Source organism: Methanoculleus marisnigri JR1 (genome assembly GCF_000015825.1).
Classification (GTDB): domain Archaea; phylum Halobacteriota; class Methanomicrobia; order Methanomicrobiales; family Methanoculleaceae; genus Methanoculleus; species Methanoculleus marisnigri.
In genome coordinates this window covers 1,611,704-1,628,332 of sequence record NC_009051.1, presented here as the reverse complement: position 1 = coordinate 1,628,332, position 16,629 = coordinate 1,611,704, and the positions used below count along the sequence as shown (strand labels likewise).

General features: G+C 63.4%; 14 protein-coding genes. 6 read left to right on the top strand and 8 right to left on the bottom strand.

Annotated features, from left to right (window positions below; genetic code table 11):
• Window positions 1–81: 81 nt before the first annotated feature.
• The 4 genes from MEMAR_RS07925 to MEMAR_RS07910 are packed head-to-tail and all read right to left on the bottom strand — an operon-like array spanning window position 82 to window position 7,015.
• Window positions 82–1,680 carry an ATP-binding protein gene (locus MEMAR_RS07925; RefSeq protein WP_011844459.1) on the bottom strand — a complete coding sequence of 533 codons (1,599 nt, stop codon included), beginning with the start codon at window positions 1,678–1,680 and terminating at the stop codon, window positions 82–84.
• Complete coding sequence (locus MEMAR_RS07920; RefSeq protein ID WP_011844458.1) at window positions 1,658–2,698, bottom strand: DNA double-strand break repair nuclease NurA; 1,041 nt, start codon at window positions 2,696–2,698, stop codon at window positions 1,658–1,660. The genes MEMAR_RS07925 and MEMAR_RS07920 overlap by 23 nt, the downstream gene beginning before the upstream one ends.
• Entirely contained in the window at window positions 2,695–5,868 is a 3,174-nt protein-coding gene (locus MEMAR_RS07915; RefSeq protein ID WP_011844457.1) for an AAA family ATPase, read from the bottom strand. Before MEMAR_RS07915 ends, MEMAR_RS07920 begins: the two co-directional genes overlap by 4 nt.
• Window positions 5,855–7,015 carry a metallophosphoesterase family protein gene (locus MEMAR_RS07910; RefSeq protein WP_011844456.1) on the bottom strand — a complete coding sequence of 387 codons (1,161 nt, stop codon included), beginning with the start codon at window positions 7,013–7,015 and terminating at the stop codon, window positions 5,855–5,857. Before MEMAR_RS07910 ends, MEMAR_RS07915 begins: the two co-directional genes overlap by 14 nt.
• 130 nt (window positions 7,016–7,145) lie before the next feature.
• Between MEMAR_RS07910 and MEMAR_RS07905 the strand changes: the two genes are divergently transcribed.
• Together MEMAR_RS07905 and pscS are read left to right on the top strand one after the other, a co-directional pair.
• Window positions 7,146–7,328 carry a hypothetical protein gene (locus MEMAR_RS07905; RefSeq protein ID WP_011844455.1) on the top strand — a complete coding sequence of 61 codons (183 nt, stop codon included), beginning with the start codon at window positions 7,146–7,148 and terminating at the stop codon, window positions 7,326–7,328.
• Window positions 7,325–8,503 carry an O-phospho-L-seryl-tRNA:Cys-tRNA synthase gene (gene pscS, locus MEMAR_RS07900; RefSeq protein WP_011844454.1) on the top strand — a complete coding sequence of 393 codons (1,179 nt, stop codon included), beginning with the start codon at window positions 7,325–7,327 and terminating at the stop codon, window positions 8,501–8,503. Before MEMAR_RS07905 ends, pscS begins: the two co-directional genes overlap by 4 nt.
• A 373-nt stretch (window positions 8,504–8,876) precedes the next feature.
• Here the strand turns inward: pscS and thiI are convergent, their stop codons facing one another.
• Window positions 8,877–10,055 (bottom strand): tRNA uracil 4-sulfurtransferase ThiI, encoded by a 1,179-nt coding sequence (thiI, locus tag MEMAR_RS07895; protein WP_011844453.1) that lies wholly within the window; start codon window positions 10,053–10,055, stop codon window positions 8,877–8,879.
• Window positions 10,043–10,816: an ATP-dependent sacrificial sulfur transferase LarE gene (gene larE, locus MEMAR_RS07890; protein WP_011844452.1), complete on the bottom strand. Its 774-nt coding sequence runs from the start codon at window positions 10,814–10,816 to the stop codon at window positions 10,043–10,045. Before larE ends, thiI begins: the two co-directional genes overlap by 13 nt.
• Before the next feature lie 150 nt (window positions 10,817–10,966).
• On the opposite strand from larE, the gene MEMAR_RS07885 reads away from it, so the two are divergent.
• Together MEMAR_RS07885 and MEMAR_RS07880 are read left to right on the top strand one after the other, a co-directional pair.
• Complete coding sequence (locus tag MEMAR_RS07885; protein WP_011844451.1) at window positions 10,967–11,554, top strand: DUF2150 family protein; 588 nt, start codon at window positions 10,967–10,969, stop codon at window positions 11,552–11,554.
• Entirely contained in the window at window positions 11,551–12,003 is a 453-nt protein-coding gene (locus MEMAR_RS07880; protein ID WP_011844450.1) for a DUF5814 domain-containing protein, read from the top strand. The genes MEMAR_RS07885 and MEMAR_RS07880 overlap by 4 nt, the downstream gene beginning before the upstream one ends.
• Window positions 12,004–12,015: 12 nt before the next feature.
• Here the strand turns inward: MEMAR_RS07880 and MEMAR_RS07875 are convergent, their stop codons facing one another.
• A complete protein-coding gene (locus tag MEMAR_RS07875; RefSeq protein WP_011844449.1) occupies window positions 12,016–12,459 on the bottom strand; it encodes a GNAT family N-acetyltransferase in 444 nt (147 codons plus the stop codon).
• Window positions 12,460–12,574: 115 nt separating this feature from the next.
• On the bottom strand, window positions 12,575–14,020 hold the full coding sequence (locus MEMAR_RS07870) for a flippase (protein ID WP_245526576.1): 1,446 nt from the start codon (window positions 14,018–14,020) through the stop codon (window positions 12,575–12,577).
• A gap of 245 nt (window positions 14,021–14,265) precedes the next feature.
• Here MEMAR_RS07870 and MEMAR_RS07865 point away from each other — a divergent pair, with 245 nt between their 5' ends.
• Both MEMAR_RS07865 and MEMAR_RS07860 read left to right on the top strand, forming a co-directional pair.
• The gene (locus MEMAR_RS07865) at window positions 14,266–15,180 is read left to right on the top strand and encodes a Gfo/Idh/MocA family protein (RefSeq protein WP_048063800.1); all 915 of its coding nucleotides are present in this window, start codon (window positions 14,266–14,268) and stop codon (window positions 15,178–15,180) included.
• Between the two features lie 15 nt (window positions 15,181–15,195).
• The gene (locus tag MEMAR_RS07860; RefSeq protein WP_011844446.1) at window positions 15,196–16,629 is read left to right on the top strand and encodes a nucleotide sugar dehydrogenase; all 1,434 of its coding nucleotides are present in this window, start codon (window positions 15,196–15,198) and stop codon (window positions 16,627–16,629) included.

Genomic DNA, 16,629 nt, shown 5'->3' with positions numbered 1-16,629 from the left:
CCCGGAGGGCGCCAAGCAATTCAGTGAAGGGACGGCGGAAACGGTAAGGTTTCCTGCCCGAATTTCCTTCGTGCGTTGCCGTTAAAAGATATTTTCAAGCCCGTCGTCTATCGGCTTTGTCCCCGGTCTTCTGTTGAGATCCTCGATGTAGTCCTCGAAGAGATGGATCCGGGTGCTCACCGGGAAGGGAATCCCGATGGTGCTGATGACCGCTTCTCCCGCCTCAAGTGTCTGAATCTCGGTATCGAGGCGCGAGAGATCCTGTTTTGCGCTGCTTGCGATGGTGTCGCGATCCCCCCGGTCGGAGAGCCCCATCACCACGAAGGTGTTCAGCTGCGCAAGGACCCGGGCGTCGATGTTCTTCGGCTGCTGGGTGACCACGCAGAGCCCCACGCCAAACTTCCGCCCCTCCATCGCCGCCTCGCGGAACGTCCTGGTATTCCCGAGCCCCGAGCCCAGCACCCGCTGCGCCTCCTCGATGGTGATCAGCACCTGCCTGGGCTCCCCCTCGCCCCCGGCCTCCTCGCCCTGGTGGCTGCGCATGATCTTCCGCGTTATGATCGAGAGGACGAAGAGTTCGCTCTGTTCGCTCATCCCCGGGATGTCGATCAGGACGACCTTGTTCTCGTGGAGCGCTTTCATGATGTCGGGGATTGAAGAGCCCTTCGAGCGGAGGAATCTGCTGTTCCGGTTCATCATGCCCGTGATGCGCCGTTGCATCACCGAGAGCGTGCTCGGCGAGAAGTTCTTCAAGTCCCTTGCAATCCGGGGGTGCCGACCGGTGTAGGTCTCGGCGTCGAAGGTTGCGAAATCGGTGCTCTGGAAGAAGTCGATCACGTCGGAACCGGGCGTGCTCTCGAGCATCTCCACGACCTCGCGCTGGGGCGGCGAGTGCTCGTAGAGGAGGAGGAGGTCGGGCGCCCTGAAGTCGTCGTGGTCCAGGTAGAGCTGGTCCAGGTGGTACTTCCGCCTGTTCTCCTCCGGCCGGGTGGAGAAGACCGCGAGCCCGTCACGGCCGGCCTGGTAGTGCAGGAGCCCCATGGTGGCCTCTCCGCTCGACGACCGCCCTCCCGCCACGTACTCGCCGTGCGGGTCGACGATGAGGAGCCCGAACTCGCGTGCCCGCATGCAGGAGGCGCAGAAGACCTTCATGAAGTTGCTCTTCCCCATCCCGGTCGTCGCAAAGACGCCCATGTGCTGGCGCATCACCTGCGCGTGGAGCGCCACCCTGACGTCCTTCAAGACGCCCTGGCCGGTCTTCATCACGCCGACCTCGATCTCGCCCATAACCTGCGCGAGGAACGCGAAATCGCGCGACTCCGGACGTTCTACGCGGGAGAACTTCGCGGGGATCGTCCGGGGTTTCCTGAAGGTGCCGTCTTCCCCGACGTACCCGAGGGGCGTTGCCTCGACGAGGATGAAGACGTTCTCCCCGATCCCGTAGAAGTGCTCCGTATGAGGGCGTGTGTCCCACTTCGGGTCGGAGAAGTTGCAGTCGTGGAGGAGGTCGTTCACCTTCGCAAAGAACGTCAGCCCTTTGACACTGTCCGTGATCTTCAACACGTCCCCGAGATAGAGTTCCGCATTGTGGGGGACGGCAAACCGGTAACCGAGCACCCGGTCACCGATCAGCCGGTATTTCGAGGCGTCGTCGCCGTCAATATCGGTCAAACTCGTCATGATAGTCACCAAAGATGCCGGTGTAGTCGACAAGGCTCATGCCGAGCCGGTCCATGTCCCGGATGATGTCCTGGCGGACCTGCTCGACCGCATCCTTCCCGATCTTGGTGGTGAGGTGGGCGTCGAGAAGCGGGTACGGGTAGCCCGTGACCCTCCCGTCGTCGGCGTAGGCCGCGAGCGCCGAGAAGACCCGTTCGACCATCTCCGCGCTGTAGAACGCGGGGATCTCCACCTTGAACGCCCGCTCTGCCCGCGGGTGCAGCCGGGCGACATACTGCTCGCCCCGCTGCTTCCAGGAGTGTGTCTCCAGGCGGTCGATCAGGCCGTCGGCGGCGGAGACGCAGAGGTACCAGGGTCCGGGGACGCCGAGGTCGCGTGCAAGCCCTTCTGCCGCCGGGACGATCGGGTGTCCGCCGCCCCAGGTGAGCGACGTCCGTTTCGTCACCGCGGCGATGAGCACGCCACGGAGGTTGCAGAGGTTCAGGAGTTTCTCGACGACCTCGTCGTGGCTCGCGTGGCGGACCTGGAGCGTGCCGTCGAGGACGATGAGGTCCCCGGCATCGAGTTCCGCAGCCATCTCCGTCGCCGCCCAGAACTCAAGGGTATCCCGTATGACGGCGGTGTTCCGGACAGGGTCGTCGTGGTCGAGGTGCACCTTCGGGGTGCAGTGGAAACAGTCGTGATAGATCTCGTCGAAGTCCTCGTTCCCCTTCCCGGGGTTGACCGTGACGATCTGGAGAGGCGTCGTCCGGTGGTGGAGGCGCGAACCATCCGCGTACGAACTGACCGATGCCCGGACGGCGGCAACGGCGAAACTCCCTGCATCGAGGATGACGGTGTTGCTCCCGTCCACCGCGCAGACCGCCCCGTCGAACCGGGACGGGCAGCGGCGGTAGGACGAGGCATCGAACCCGCCGGCGGCCGCGAACCGTCCGGCAAGGTCGGATGGGGCGCACTCGCGGATCCGCCCTGCGATCCGCCGGATCGCGTCCCGGTAAACGATATTCGGATCGGTCATTCGAACTCCCTGACCTGGCTCGCCTGATCTGTGCCCATCTCGACCATCAGCGTCGTCGAGAACTCGTCCTGAACCTCGGTGATGTGGGATATCAGGAGGATCTGGGGGAAGTGGGCTTCCTGAGTCCGGAGCGCCCGGAGAAGGTTATTCCGCCGTCCCTCATCCTGGCTCCCGAAGATCTCGTCGAAGATCAGGAACGTGGAGTCGTGCACCTCGTTCACCTCGGCGAGGAACCGGGAGAGCGCCACCCGGAGAGCGATGGCGATATCGTCCTGCTCGCCGCCGCTGAACCGGTCGGCCGGGTAGTCGTCGCCCATGTCGTGGACGAGGACGGTGAAGTCGTCGTCCAGCATCACCGTCCCGTAGCGCCCGTCGGTGATCTCCGCAAGCACCCACCCCGCCTCCTCCTCGATCCGGTCCCTGACCACCTGGAGGAGGTAATCGGTATACTCTTTGATCAGCGACCGGGTCAGTTTCAGCCGCCCGATCTCCTCGGTGAGCGTCTCCCGATGCCTGACGAGGTCGGCCGCACGCGAGAGTCTCCCGGTCTCTTTCTCGATATCCATCTTAAGGCTGTTTATCCGGAAAGCAACGGCGGATCTCTGCTCCCGCGCCGCCGCGAGGTCCCGTTCGCAGTTCGCGACCCGCTCCTCTGCCGCCGTGACCGTCTCTTCGGTAAACCCGAGTTCCTTGACGGCCTCCCCGACCCGGAGCCGTTCGGCCTCCCTGTTGGCGAGGAGGGTCTGCTTCGCCTCCAGCGCCTCGATCAGCCTCGGGACTGCTTCAAGGCGGACGCGGAGTTCGAACGCTCTCCGGTGCGCCGTATCAGCTCGGTTGCATTCCTCGCTCTGGCGTGCGAACCGGTCGGGGTCGAACGCGAGGCGGATGAGTTCAGCCTGGATAGCCTGCAGCCTCTCCGCGAGGCCGTTGACTCGTGCAGAGATGCCCTGCAGTTCCTCTTCCAGCGCCGGCCGCCGCGCGAGCCGGGCCTGCGCTTCCGTATATGCCCGGTAGGACGGCTCGAGTGCCTGCGCCTCCGCCTCCAGCCGCTGCCGGATCACCGGATCGAACCCGAGCCGGGAGATCTTCGCTTCAAGTTCCTCTTTGCGGCTGAGGTAGTTCTCGACGTCGGCGATGAGTTGCTGGCGCTCCTCCTGGAGGGCGGGGAGGCGACTGCATTCGCCCCGGAGGGTATCGGCCGCCGCCCGCTTCTCCGCAAGAGCGCGGATCTCTTCCTTGAGCGCGGCGTGCGCCTCCGGGTCGTACCCCTCCACCCCGAGCGCCCGCATCGCCGCACGGTGCCCCTCCGCCTCGGCCCGCCATCGCTCTCCGACGCTCGCGCTCTGCTCGTACCGGGAAGAATACAGCGCGTGCTGCTCTTTTAAGCGTTGACAGGCGGTGCGCTGCCCGTAAAGATCTTTCAGCACGGCGACGAGGCTCTCTCGTTCGGCGGTCGCTCTCGCATGCTCGCCCTCGAGTTCGGCGAGCGTCTTCTGCATCGAGTTCGTAGCGGCTGCAAGATCGCCGACCAGTTCCTCGTAGTGGTCGCCGAGGCCCTGGTGGCACGTCGGGCACGATCCCTCCGGGCCGGCGGCAAGAATCTCCGCCCGGTGTTCGGCAAGCCTCCGGATCTCCTCGCGGAGCGCCTCCTGCCGCTCCGCGCACGCGCTGATCCGCGAGGTCAGGTACTCTTTCCGGCTCTCCGTGGATTCTATCTCGTCTTCGATAGAGCCCATCCCGGCAAGCTGCCGGGCAAGCCCGGCAATCTCGCTCTCGAGGAGACTCATCTCTTCGGAGGCCGCGTCGACCTCGCGCAGGCACCGCTCCTCCTGCCGGGCGAGTTCCTGCGCCCGGAGAAAGACCTCTTCCCGGGCCAGGAGGGCATCGTACTCCCCGATCTCCTCTTCGAGCGCGCGGAGACGCCCGACCTTCTCCTCGATCCCTTCGATCTCCGTCCGGTTCTCCCCGACTCGCCGCTCGATCTGGGCGAACCGCTCGTCCATGCGCGTGAGGTCTTCGCGGAGTGAGTCATACTCCGGCTGGAGTTCTTTCATCGCAGCGATGCGATCGCGGAGGGCCTGCCACTCCGCGACTTCGCGGGTAAGGCCGGCAACTGCTTTTTCGTCCTCTGCAAGCGCGGCGAGTTCTGCCTCGACCTTTGTGCGGCGCTCGCCGTACTCCCTGACCCGCTCCTCCGCAGCGTTCGCTTCGAGGCTCAGGCGGTCGGCGAGCTCCTTCTCCTCGGCCATCGCGGTCGTCTCGGCTTTCAGGGCCTCGTAGCGGTCGGCGAGGAGAGCGAGTCCTTCGAGTTCGGCCTGCACCTGCTCCCGTTCGGCGATCTCCCCTTCCGTCTCCCGGCACTCGGTGCGGAGCCGCTCGATCTCGGCTGCGAGCACTTCCTCTTCCCGTGCAAGGTGCAGGTAACGCTCGCGGACGGAGAGCAGCCGGTCGCGCTCCGTGCGTGCATGCTCAAGTTCCTCCGCGGCAGCCTTCTCTCTCCCCAGGGCCTCCTCCGCCTCTTCCTCCGCCCCGGCGAGATCTGTGCGGAGCGCCGCAAGACGACCGCGAACCCCGCCGGCATCCAGTTCCTGGAGCCGGCCGGAGAGCTCGCGGCAGCTTCCTTCCCGGGCATCGATGATCGATTTGAGGTGCTCCATGCTGTCCTTCTTGAGGTAATCGATACCCAGCACCTGCATGAACCAGTCCTTCCGGGACCCGGCCCGGGTCTCGAGCAGGGCAAGGAGTTCCTTCTGCCCGGCGTAGATGGTGTTCCGGAAGTCGCCCGGGGCCATGCCGACGATCCGCTGCACCTCCTCTCCCACCTTCTGGACGCTGTTTGCGAGGAGTTTCTGGTTCAGGTAGAGGTTTGCCTCGTGGAGGGTCGATGAGGGGCGGCGTTTGAATTTGCGGACGACGGCGTACTCGTTGCCGCCGACCGAGAAGTCCAGGCGAACCTCGCAGACGTCCTGCGGTCCCGCAAAGGAACTGACGATGTAATCCCCGTCGAGACCGGTCCCCTGCAGGCCGTAGAGGGCGAAGAGGACGGCGGAGACGATGCTGCTCTTACCGGTCCCGTTGTTCCCGACGATCCCCGTGATACCGTCCTGAAACACGATCTCCTGGTCGCGGAAGCGCTTGAAGTTGCGCATCCAGAGTTTATTCAGCAGCACGCTCTCCCTCTTTATGGCGTGCGATGACCGACCGGAGAACCTCCGTCCCGGTCTTCTTCACGAACGTCTCGTCGCCGGGAGCGAGATGCTCCTTCTCCACGAACTGTTCGAACTCGGCAACGTAGTCGAGGCCGACGAGCGAGTCCTCGTAGAAAATCCGGGACGGGTCGTCGACGGCCAGAACCTGCAGCTTGAGGTCGAGCGCACGGTTCCGGACATCCTGGAGCGCCTTCTGGTCGAGCGCGCGGAGCGTATCGCGGCGTATCCCGTCGAGCGTGACCTGGCAGATCGCGTGGTGGATTTTCTGCTCGTGGTTATCGGCAGCATCGAGGATGGCATCAACGACCTCCCTGGCCGAAAGCCCGTCGCAGTTGATCCGGCCGAGGCTGAACATCGGCGTGCGCGGGAGGTCGATATGCTCGACCTCTCCTGACGCGAGGTCCACGGCGAGCCCGCCCTTCTCCTCCGCGATCTCCCCGTAATTGCAGTGTTCGAGCGAACCGCTGTACCAGGCGTTGTCGGCGACCTGCACCTGGCCGTGGAAGTGGCCGAGCGCGATGTAGTCGAACCGGTCGGAGAGGATGGTCGCGTCCAGTTCGTGCTCGGCGACGGTGTGCAGCCGTTTGTCCTTTAAGATGCTCGCAAGGCCGTGGGTGACGAGCACATTCGTGCCGCCGGAGAACTCGAGCCCCTCGAACGCCCTCCGGTAGCCTTCCGCCTCGAGCATATTCGGTATCAGGTGAAAGACCGTATCCCCGAGTTCGACCCGGCGGTAACGGTTGTGGTGGGCGACGTAGAGGCTGTTTGCACGGTAGCCGCCCCGCTCGAGCACCTCGAACGGCGATGCCGTGTACCGCGTCTTGGCCATGCTGTGGTTGCCCGCGACCACGAGCACCGGGATCCCCGCATCGTGCAGGCGGGAGAGGGCGTCGAGCGCCGTCGTGTAGGCGCGGGTCTTCGGCTTGACCTGGTGGAAGAGGTCGCCCGCATGGACGAGCGCATCGGGCCGTAAGGCAACGACCCGGTCGACGGCGGCAAGAAAGTTGTCGTAGATGAGCTGTTCGCGCAGGTTCATCCCGGTATCCGGATCAACCCGGTTAAAAGCCGATAATCCGAGATGTGTGTCTGCAAGATGAACGATCTTCATGCCCAATTAGTCTCCGTGTCCCTTGAGTATAAATGCCTGATCTGCGTGGCGCGAAAGTGGCCGGCACCGAACCGGTGTCCGGAATACACGTAATCTAATATATCTCCACTGATATTTGTATGGTGATCTCGTGTCAAAAAGAGCCGTTGATGCAGTTTTTCAGGCACTATTCCTCCTCTCCGACGTCCGGTTCCTGCTCCGGGAGACTGCTCCCGGGCATGACCTCGACGAAGGCCAGAAGGAGCGCGCCGCAACAACCCTCGAAAAGGTGAAACGGCAGATTGCAATCCTTGAAGAGGAGTTGGTAAGGTGAAGTGCGCGGTCGATATCGAGTCCCGCGACGTCGAGGAGATGTACATCAACATCGATCCCATCCAGGCGGGCGGACGGCTCACCGTCGACGCCATGAAGGCGGCGATATCCTTTGCGGACGGCTACTCGGTCTGCGACAACTGTCGAAGCCCCTTCAGGCTCGACTACATCCAGAAACCCCCTATCGCGCAGTTCCACGCCGACCTCGCCGCGTGGCTGAATATGGACACCGCGCGGGTGGTGCCGGGAGCGCGCCGGGGATTCCAGGCGGTCGCGAGCACATACGTGGAGAAAGGCGACCCGGTCATCGTGACGTCGCTCGCCCACTACACTGAGTTCGTGGCGGTCGAGGAAGCAGGCGGGATTCCGCTCGAGGTTCCGAAGGATGAGAAGAACCACATCACCCCCGACGCTGCGGCAGAGAAGATCGAGGCGGTGATCCTGGAGTTCTCGAAGACGCCGCCCCTGCTCTTCATCGACCACGTCGATTACCAGTTCGGGAACGTCCACGACGTCGCGGCCATCACAAAGGTCGCCCACCAATACGACATCCCCGTCCTCGTCAACGGGGCCTACTCGGTCGGGATCATGCCCGTCGACGGCAAAGCGCTCGGTGCCGACTTCGTGGTCGGGTCGGGCCACAAGAGCATGGCGGCCCCGGCACCCTCGGGCGTCCTCGCGACGACGAACGAGCACGCGGAGCGGGTTTTCAGGACGACACAGGCGAAGGGCGACGTGACCGGCCGGACGTTCGGGATCAAGGAGGTCGAGATGATGGGCTGCACCCTGATGGGGGTCACCGTCGTCGGGATGATGGCCTCGTTCCCCCATGTCAAGGAGCGGGTGAAGCACTGGGATACCGAGGTTGCGCACTCGCAGGCGGTCGTGGACGCCCTCCTCTCCATCGAGGGGACGAAGGTTCTCTCCGACTACCCGCGGCAGCACACCCTGACCCGGATAGATACCCGCGAGTCGTTCGATAAGGTGGCGCAGCAGCACAAGAAACGCGGCTTCTTCCTCTCGAGCGACTTAAAGAAGCGGGGGATCACCGGCGTCATCCCCGGCTCCACCAGGGTCTGGAAGTTCAACACCTTTGGGCTGACCGAGAAGCAGATCCGGCATGTGGGGGAGTCGTTTGTCGAGATTGCGCGGGAGAACGGGTTGAATATCGTCTGAGGGATATCCTCGGAATTCTTTTTTTTGAGCGGGTGCGTGCGGGCCGGGGCGTCTATCGCAGTTATCATTCCCAGAGATTTTTTGGGGTAGCAACCAGGCTTCAGGTCTGGAACCAAGTAAATGCCCATCAAGTTAGAGATGACGAAAATTAAGCGTTCTGGCTGTGTCACTACACCTGTTAAACAGATAAGAACGGGGGCAAAACCCAGTACACTGGACCGTGGGAGTATCGCCACGGGGGGTGGGGACAGGGGAGGGGGGAGACCCCCCTCCCCTGCAACCCCTCCCCCAAACGCGATATCCCCAAGGAAGCCGTGTATGGGCGTGTGTAATAGAAGGTAGGGAAAAAGGTCATGAAACGTGAGGAATCCCTTCACCCAACCTCCTCAACCACCCCGTTCCTCGCCCGATACCGCCGCACCGTCGCCGCTGCCCGTTCCGCGAGACCCGCCGCATCGATCTTCTCTTCGAGTTTCACGATCGTCTCCGCGGGCGCTGCCGTCGAGGGGTAGCGGGGGGCGACCGTGCACCCGACGTCTCCCGGCCGCGCCTGAAACGTCCCGATGGCGCGTGCGCGGTCGACGACCTCTTCCTTGTCGAACCCGATCAGCGGCCGGAGCACCGGAACGGTCGCCGCAGGAGCGATCACCGCCATGTTCGCGAGCGTCTGGGACGCCACCTGCCCCAGGTTGTCGCCGCTGACCAGGGCGGCGGCTCCCCGCTCCGTTGCAAGGAGGCTCGCCACCCTGAGCATGAACCGCTTGCAGAGGACGCACCGGTAGCGCGGCTCTTTCAGTCCCGTGATCGCCGTAAAGAACGGCTCCATCTCCACGACCAGGAGATCGAGAGCGTGCCCCGGAACCCAGAGAGAGAGCCGGGCGTGGTTTGCGAGGACGTTCTTCTCCGCATCGGCACCCCCGAACCGCCCGCCGTGCATGTTGACATGCACCACCAGGCATCCCCGGCGCATCATCAGCCACGACGCGACCGGCGAGTCTATTCCTTCCGAGAGCAGGGCCATCACCTCGCCCTGCGTCCCGTAGGGGAGCCCGCCCGGCCCCGGGATCCTCTCGTCGTAGACGAGGCCGCCGTACTCCCGGGCTTCCACGAAGATCTCGTAGTCGGGCGTCGTCAGGTCGACCCTCGCCTCCGGGATCCGGTCGAGGACGGCCGAACCGACCGCCGCCGCGAGTTCCTGGCTGCTGAACCCCTCGACACCCGAACGCCGCGCCCTGACCCCAAACGACATCCCCGGTCGGAGGTGCCTCTCTGCGTGCTCGACCGCCGTGGCCGCGAGCTCCTCGATATCTGCCGAGGTCACCGTGCAGACGCTGGTGCCCACCACCCCAAAGGTCTTTGCGGCCACTACGGCGATCCGCCGGGGTTCGTCGCCGTAGATCATGATCCGGCCCCGGTGAGTCTCGATACGGTGAGTAAGTCCCTCAGTCTCCAGCGCAAGACCGATATTCCCCGTCATTATCGATATGTACCGCCGCTTCACCGTCTCGCTCTTGAGGAAGATCTCGCCGTACCTGACCATCACCGCTTCCATGAATCCGCACCTCCTTCCCGGTAGCCACCGGAGGCAATCGTTACATCCGCAAACCCGAGTACCTTCACCGCACCGAGCAGTTCCTCAAGCCTCCGGCGGTACGCCGGGTCGGCCTCGATGGAAGCCCGGCAACCACCACTGCACCGGACCCGTATCGTCCCCGGGATCTCCCGCGCGAGGAGGGCTTCCGCCGCCGCGACGAGCGCGAGGCACTCCCGGGTGACCGCCTCGCCGGTGGGGATGCGGGTTGCGAGGCACGCGGACGGCGGGCGGACGGGCACCCCGAGTTCCCTCGCAAGAGCCTCGACATCCGCCTTCCCCATACCGCACTCGGCAAACGGGCTTTTGATCCCGAGTTCGGAGAGCACCCGCATCCCGGGCCTCGCCGCAGGCCGATCGTCGGCGTGGGTCCCATCGACCACCGTCCGGCACCCCTGCCGGCGTGCCTCCGCCACGATCGCCTCCATCATCGCCCGCTTGCAGACGTAGCACCGGTCCGGCCGGTTCTCCCGGACAGCGGGGATATCGAGCATATCGAGCGGTATCACGACGTGTGGGAGACCCAGACGCTCCGAGAGTTTGCGCGCCGCCGCGAGCTCCCCCGGCGGTGTAAGGCCGGTATCGACGCTGATCGCGATCACCTGAATCCCGTGATGCCGGGCGAGGGCCAGCAGAACCGAACTGTCCGTTCCCCCGGAGAGCGCGACCGCAACAGGTTCGTACGATTTCAGGAGTGCATCAAGCCCGCGAGCTCTCGTCATCTGCTCTTCATATGCTCGCTCGTCCTAGATGAATGTTCGCGAATCGCGCCAATTCCCGGTTTCTGCACGAAGAGCAAATGATTTTTAACAGAGGCACTCAGAATGTGTACTGATATGGCGAAGAAAGCGAGTGCCAAGCAGGCAGAACCCATGAAACTCTTCTATATTTTTTACAATCAGGAGCGCTGGGACAACTGGATCAAGACGTTGCAGGAAGCAAGTTTTGAGCCCGCCGAAGGCGAAGAGGTCTCGGAAGGCGAGCAGATGCTCTTCAGTTTCACCGAAGACATCACCCTCTCGGTCTTAAAGATCATCCGCCTCTACCAGAACGGCCGGTTCACGAAGGAGGAGGCTACGGAGAAACTCGACGACGTGGAGATTATCGTCATGACCGGGCTTCCCGAGGGGGAACTCGAGGATATCATCGGGTCGATCCAGCTCTCGCTGCTGGTGCTCTTCACCGCCTGCCGGAAGTATCTCGAGGGCGGGTTTGAGACGGACATCAAGACCCTCGTGAAGAAGGGCAAGGGTATCGACGAGGAGAATCTCGAGGAGGCGCTCGAGGTTGCGGCGAATATCGGGGCCGCCGTGGTCGACGGCGCCACCTGCTGCGCGAAGTACATCAAGGACAACGTGGAGAACCCGGGCCTCTTCGACGAGTGGCTCATCGAGATCGAGACCATGAGCAACGCCATGAAGTCGCTCGCGAAGTTCGACGAGGAGCCCGGCGAGTCGTGATTGCGAATAAGGCCCGGTTCCGGGCGGCGCGGAAACTTGAGCGGGCAGCAGGGTTCCGGCTCCCCGACCATGTCTTCTCGGGCGCGTTTCTGGAGTCGCTCGGGAAGGCAATCGACTTCGAGAACCTCGATCGCCGGACGCACGAGCAGCTCCTGGCCTTCTTCCGTGACTTCATGGACTGCAAGTGCAAGAACGCACCCTTCTGCGGGTGCCCGGAGAGGAAGTTCACCCTCACCATCATCGAGTTTCGGGAGCTGGGGCTCGATCACCGCCAGATCAGCGCTCACCTCCTCGACGAATACGGGATCGATCTCTATCCCGCCGACATCCTGAGTTTCCTCGAAGACTCCGTCCACATGCTCGAGGCGATACGGGACGTCGCCGAACTGCAGGGGCGGGAGAAACTGGCGGAGAACGCCATCGAGCACATCAAGAAGATCGAGCACTGAACCTCTCTTTTGCTACTGTGCCCGATCCCCGGAATTCCGCATCATGGGAGCGACGTTGCACCCCGCCATCTCCCCGAAGCAGAAGAGGAACCGCTCCTTGATACTCGCCGGCAGCCTCGCCTCCGGGATGGGTTCGAACCCGAGTCTCCCGTAGAACCCGATCAGGGGGAGGGTCGAGTGGATGTAGATCGTCTCGGACCCGCATTCGTCGAGGAGGATCTGCACGGCCTCCTTTGCATAGCCGTGTCCGCGGTGCTCGTCCAGCGTGAAGACGCAGTCCATCTCGAGGCCGCCCAAGTGAAGGGTGCAGCGGGCCGTCGCCGCAAGGGCTCCGTCGACAAAGACGCCGAAGACCCTCTCCCGCGTCGGGTCGGCCTTCTGGCCGCGGTAGTGCGTCCAGATCCTCTCAGCAAGCGGAAACTCTCCCGGCTCCAGTTCTCGAACCTCTTTCTTCATCGTCTCCCTCGTGTGGACACACATTGCAGCATCCGGTATTTCAACCGGACGGGCAGAGGATATCTCCGGTGTTCGGGGTAAGGGGGTAGGTGAATGGGTGTGCATATCGTCGGATTCAGAGCACGCCGGGCCAGGGGATGCCGAGTTTCCCGACCAGTTCCTTCAATTCGTCGTGGATGCCCCTGTCGATCTTGAGGAGGACCAGGAGATAGGCCAGCCCGCCGAGTGCAACCGCCCCGAGAACGACAAAGACGTTCGTGAGCGGGATGACGAACGAGTAGGCCGCAACGACGACGCTCATCACGAGCGCGGCAAGGACGATGTGACCCACGGCCAGGGGCTCTATCCGCACGCGTATGCTCCGGGAGAGGGCGCGATGGGCAAGCGCCGCATTCAGCACCATGGTGACGAGCGTGGCCGCCGACGCCCCGACGATGCCGTATGCCGGGATGAGGAGGATGTTCAGGCCGATGTTGACGGTAACCGCGATTGCCGTTACCTTAAACGAGTCCTTCGGCCGGTCGAGGGCGTTCAGGCACATCGTCTGGAGGAACATGAAGACGTGGGCTACCTGAACGAGCAGGAGTATCGCGAGAGCTGCCGCCCCGGCGGTGGCTGACGCCGTGTAGAAGAAGTAAAGGAGCCGTTCGCCGAGGAGCCAGCCCCCGGCAACGACCGGGACCGCGAGCAGGAGCGAGTAGGTGAAGGCGCGGGCCAGTGCTCTCTCCACCGAAATAAGGTCGTTCTGCTTCCCCAGGTAACTGACCTTCGGGTAGAGGGTGGTGTGGAGTGCTAAGGTGGCAAACGTCGCGATCGATGTGAGCTGGAGCGCCACGCGGTAGGTGCCGACGTCGGTGTCGGTCAGAAAGTGACCAATCATGATGGTGTCGGCATACGAGAAGACCAGGTAGCCGCTCGCGCTGAGGAACGTCCAGACCGAGAAGGAAAAGAGGCTCTGGACGTGGGAGATGCGGAACGGTGCCGGCGAGAGTTCAAGGAACCGGAAGTTGAAGAGTCCCGATACGAGGAGCCCGGCGACGAACCCACCGGCGAGCCCCGCGACGCCGTAGCCGAGGACGACCGCAGCGACCTGGACAACTATCCTGACCAGCGTGTCGAGCAGGCCGCCGATCTGGTTGACACCGACCTTTCCGGTGCCGTAGACGCTGTTTGAGGCGATGTTCGTGAAGACGCTGACGATCAGTGCGAGGACCAGCCAGGGGAAGGCTCCCGATGCGACGAGATCGACGAGGTACGGTCGCGCGATGAGGAGGAAGCCCATTGAGGCAGCCAGCAGCATCACCCGGAGGACGAGGAACGCGGTGAAGTACGCGTTCTGGTCCTTGCCCTCGCTGATGCGCTTCACCGCGGCGCCCCCGAATCCGCCGTCTCCGATCAGGTTAAAGACGCTGAAGTAAGCAACGAAGAGGTAGTATGCGCCCATTATCGATAGGCCAACGGTGTGCGTGAAGAACATCGTGGAGAGGAACCCGACCGCGGTGAGGCCCAGCGTTGAAGCGAGGCTGATGACACTCTGGCGCTGGACGGGATCGATGCGCATGACACGGGCAAGATACCCGGAGGGGCGGAACACAAGCAGTGGTTTCGCCGTGAGAAGCCTTATTGCTTTTGAACCGGAGAACGGGGGAGGCGGCCGTGATCCGGCAGGGGGATGTGCTGGTCCCGGAGCGGGAGTCTCGATAACGTCATGGCGGAGCGGTGCTAATGTATAGAGTAGCGCTGATGTACAGTAGCACTATTGAGTGTTCCAGAAGAGGGTTACAATACTAACCGGTGGTGAAAAACTTGGACATAGGGGTTATCGGTGTTGGAATGATGGGCAGGAATCACGCCCGCGTATACTCGGAACTGAAAGCGGTGGACTCGCTTCACCTGTTCGATCTCAACGGGAAGGCGGCCCGCGACCTTGCCGGGACATTCGAGGCAACGGCCTCTCCGACACTTGAGAGCCTGCTTGAACGCGTGGACGCGGTGAGCGTCTGCGTCCCGACACCCTACCACTTCTCTGTTGCGGAGACGGTCATCGAGGCCGGGGTGCCGCTGCTCATAGAAAAGCCCATCTGCGCGACGGCGGAAGAGAGCCGACGGCTTATCGAGAAGATCCCCGGTGGCCTCGTCGCCGGCGTCGGGCACATCGAGAGGTTCAACCCGATCGTTCCCGAGATCAAAAAGATCGTCCAGCGCCCTCTCTACATCGAGATGAAGCGGCATAATCCGGCCTCTTCCCGGGTGAGCGGCTCCTCGGTCGTCGAGGACCTGATGATCCACGATGTGGACATCATGCGAAACGTTCTCCTCCCGGCCGGAGCCTATCACCTCGCCGGAAGCGGGAACGAGGATGTCTGCAGCGCCCTATTCTCCTTTGGGGGGACCCCGGTCTACCTCTCCGCAAGCAGGAAATCCTCGAAGAAGATCCGTATGATCTACATCGAGGAGGAGGAGTTCACCGTCGAGGGCGACTTTATGGCCCAGGAGATCTACATCCACAGAAAACCCGGGCAGTATGCGGTCGAGGACGAGCGCTATGTGCAGGAGAACATCATCGAGAAGGTGCTTGTGAACAAGCAGGAGCCACTCAAACTCGAGCTCTCGACGTTCCTCGACTGCGTTGCCCGGAAAAAGGAGTTCCCGGTCAGCCCCGCGCAGGCGCTGCTGAATATGGAGATCTGCGAGGATGTCGCGCGGTGTTTTGCGGCCTGAGGGGTGGTTTTTGCAATGAGCAGCAGGTTACAGTCGATCATCGATGGAATTGGGCCGATCAGGAAGGTCGGTGTTGTCGGCATGGGCTACGTCGGCATTCCCGCCGCGGCGCTCTTTGCGGACGCCCCCGAATTCGAGTTCGTCCGCGGATTCCAGCGAGACTCCCCGTCCTCCGGCTACAAGATAGCCATGCTGAACCGGGGGGAGTCGCCGCTCAAGGGCGAGGAGCCCGGGCTCGAAGAGTTGCTCGCTAAGGTCGTCGATGCGGGTAAGTTCCGGTGCACCCCGGACTTCTCCGGGGTTGCGGAGTGCGACGCGGTGACGCTCGCCATCCAGACACCGTTTAAGGATCCAAAAGACCTCATCCCCGATTTCTCGGCCCTGACCGAGGGGCTCCGGCAGACGGGAAGGAACCTCTCGGAGGGCACGCTCGTGGTGCTCGAGTCGACCGTCACTCCCGGCACGACTGCCGGGATGGCCCGCAAGATCCTGGAAGAAGAGTCCGGGCTCACCGCCGGCGAAGAGTTCTGCCTCGCGCACGCCCCCGAGCGGGTGATGGTCGGGCGGCTGCTCAGAAACATCCGGGAGCACGACCGGATCGTCGGTGGGATCGACGACGTCTCGACGGCGCGGGCGATCGAACTCTACCGCCCAGTCCTCACGACGGGAAAGATCATCCCGATGACCGCGACCGCGGCCGAGGTGACGAAGACCGCAGAGAATGCCTTCCGGGACCTCCAGATCGCCGCCGCAAACCAGCTGGCGCTGCACTGCGAGGCAATGGGCGTCAACGTCTACGACGTCCGGGCCGGGATCGACTCCCTCAAGGGTGAGGGGATCACCCGGGCAATCCTCTGGCCGGGTGCCGGGGTCGGCGGCCACTGTCTCACGAAGGACTCCTGGCACCTCGAGCGGGGCGCACAGGTCCTCGGCGGCGACCTCTGGTACCCACACGGGGCCGAGTCGATCTTCGGCGTCGCACGGATGATCAACGAGTTCATGCCCCGGCACATGGTCCACCTGACCCTCGAGGGGCTCAAGCGGACGGATAAGTCCCCGGAGGGTGCAACGGTCGCGCTCCTCGGATGGGCGTTCATCCAGAACTCCGACGATACCAGAAACACCCCCGCGGAGCCCTACCTCGCGGCGATGGAAGAGGCCGGAGCGAAGGTCCGGGTCCACGACCCGTTCGTGGAAAGGTATCCGGGGATAGAGGTTTCGCACGACCTGGACGCGGCTCTTGAAGGCGCGGACGTCGTCACCATCTTCACCGGCCACCACCACTATGCTTCCCTCGATCCGGCGCGGGTGAAGGAGTTGTCGGGGAAAGAGCACCCGGTGATCGTCGACGGCAGGAACGCCGTCGATCCGGATGCGTTCATCCGGGCGGGCTTCGTCTACAAAGGCATCGGTCGCGGCGACAGGAACAATCATCCGATCCGGGAGTAA

Coding starts and splice junctions, on each gene's coding strand:
- MEMAR_RS07875 (WP_011844449.1), bottom strand. CDS start 12,459: ATGAAGAAAGAGGTTCGAGAACTGGAGCCGGGAGAGTTTCCGCTTGCT.
- MEMAR_RS07860 (WP_011844446.1), top strand. CDS start 15,196: ATGAGCAGCAGGTTACAGTCGATCATCGATGGAATTGGGCCGATCAGG.
- larE (WP_011844452.1), bottom strand. CDS start 10,816: ATGACGAGAGCTCGCGGGCTTGATGCACTCCTGAAATCGTACGAACCT.
- MEMAR_RS07870 (WP_245526576.1), bottom strand. CDS start 14,020: ATGCGCATCGATCCCGTCCAGCGCCAGAGTGTCATCAGCCTCGCTTCA.
- MEMAR_RS07920 (WP_011844458.1), bottom strand. CDS start 2,698: ATGACCGATCCGAATATCGTTTACCGGGACGCGATCCGGCGGATCGCA.
- thiI (WP_011844453.1), bottom strand. CDS start 10,055: ATGGAAGCGGTGATGGTCAGGTACGGCGAGATCTTCCTCAAGAGCGAG.
- MEMAR_RS07910 (WP_011844456.1), bottom strand. CDS start 7,015: ATGAAGATCGTTCATCTTGCAGACACACATCTCGGATTATCGGCTTTT.
- MEMAR_RS07885 (WP_011844451.1), top strand. CDS start 10,967: ATGAAACTCTTCTATATTTTTTACAATCAGGAGCGCTGGGACAACTGG.
- MEMAR_RS07925 (WP_011844459.1), bottom strand. CDS start 1,680: ATGACGAGTTTGACCGATATTGACGGCGACGACGCCTCGAAATACCGG.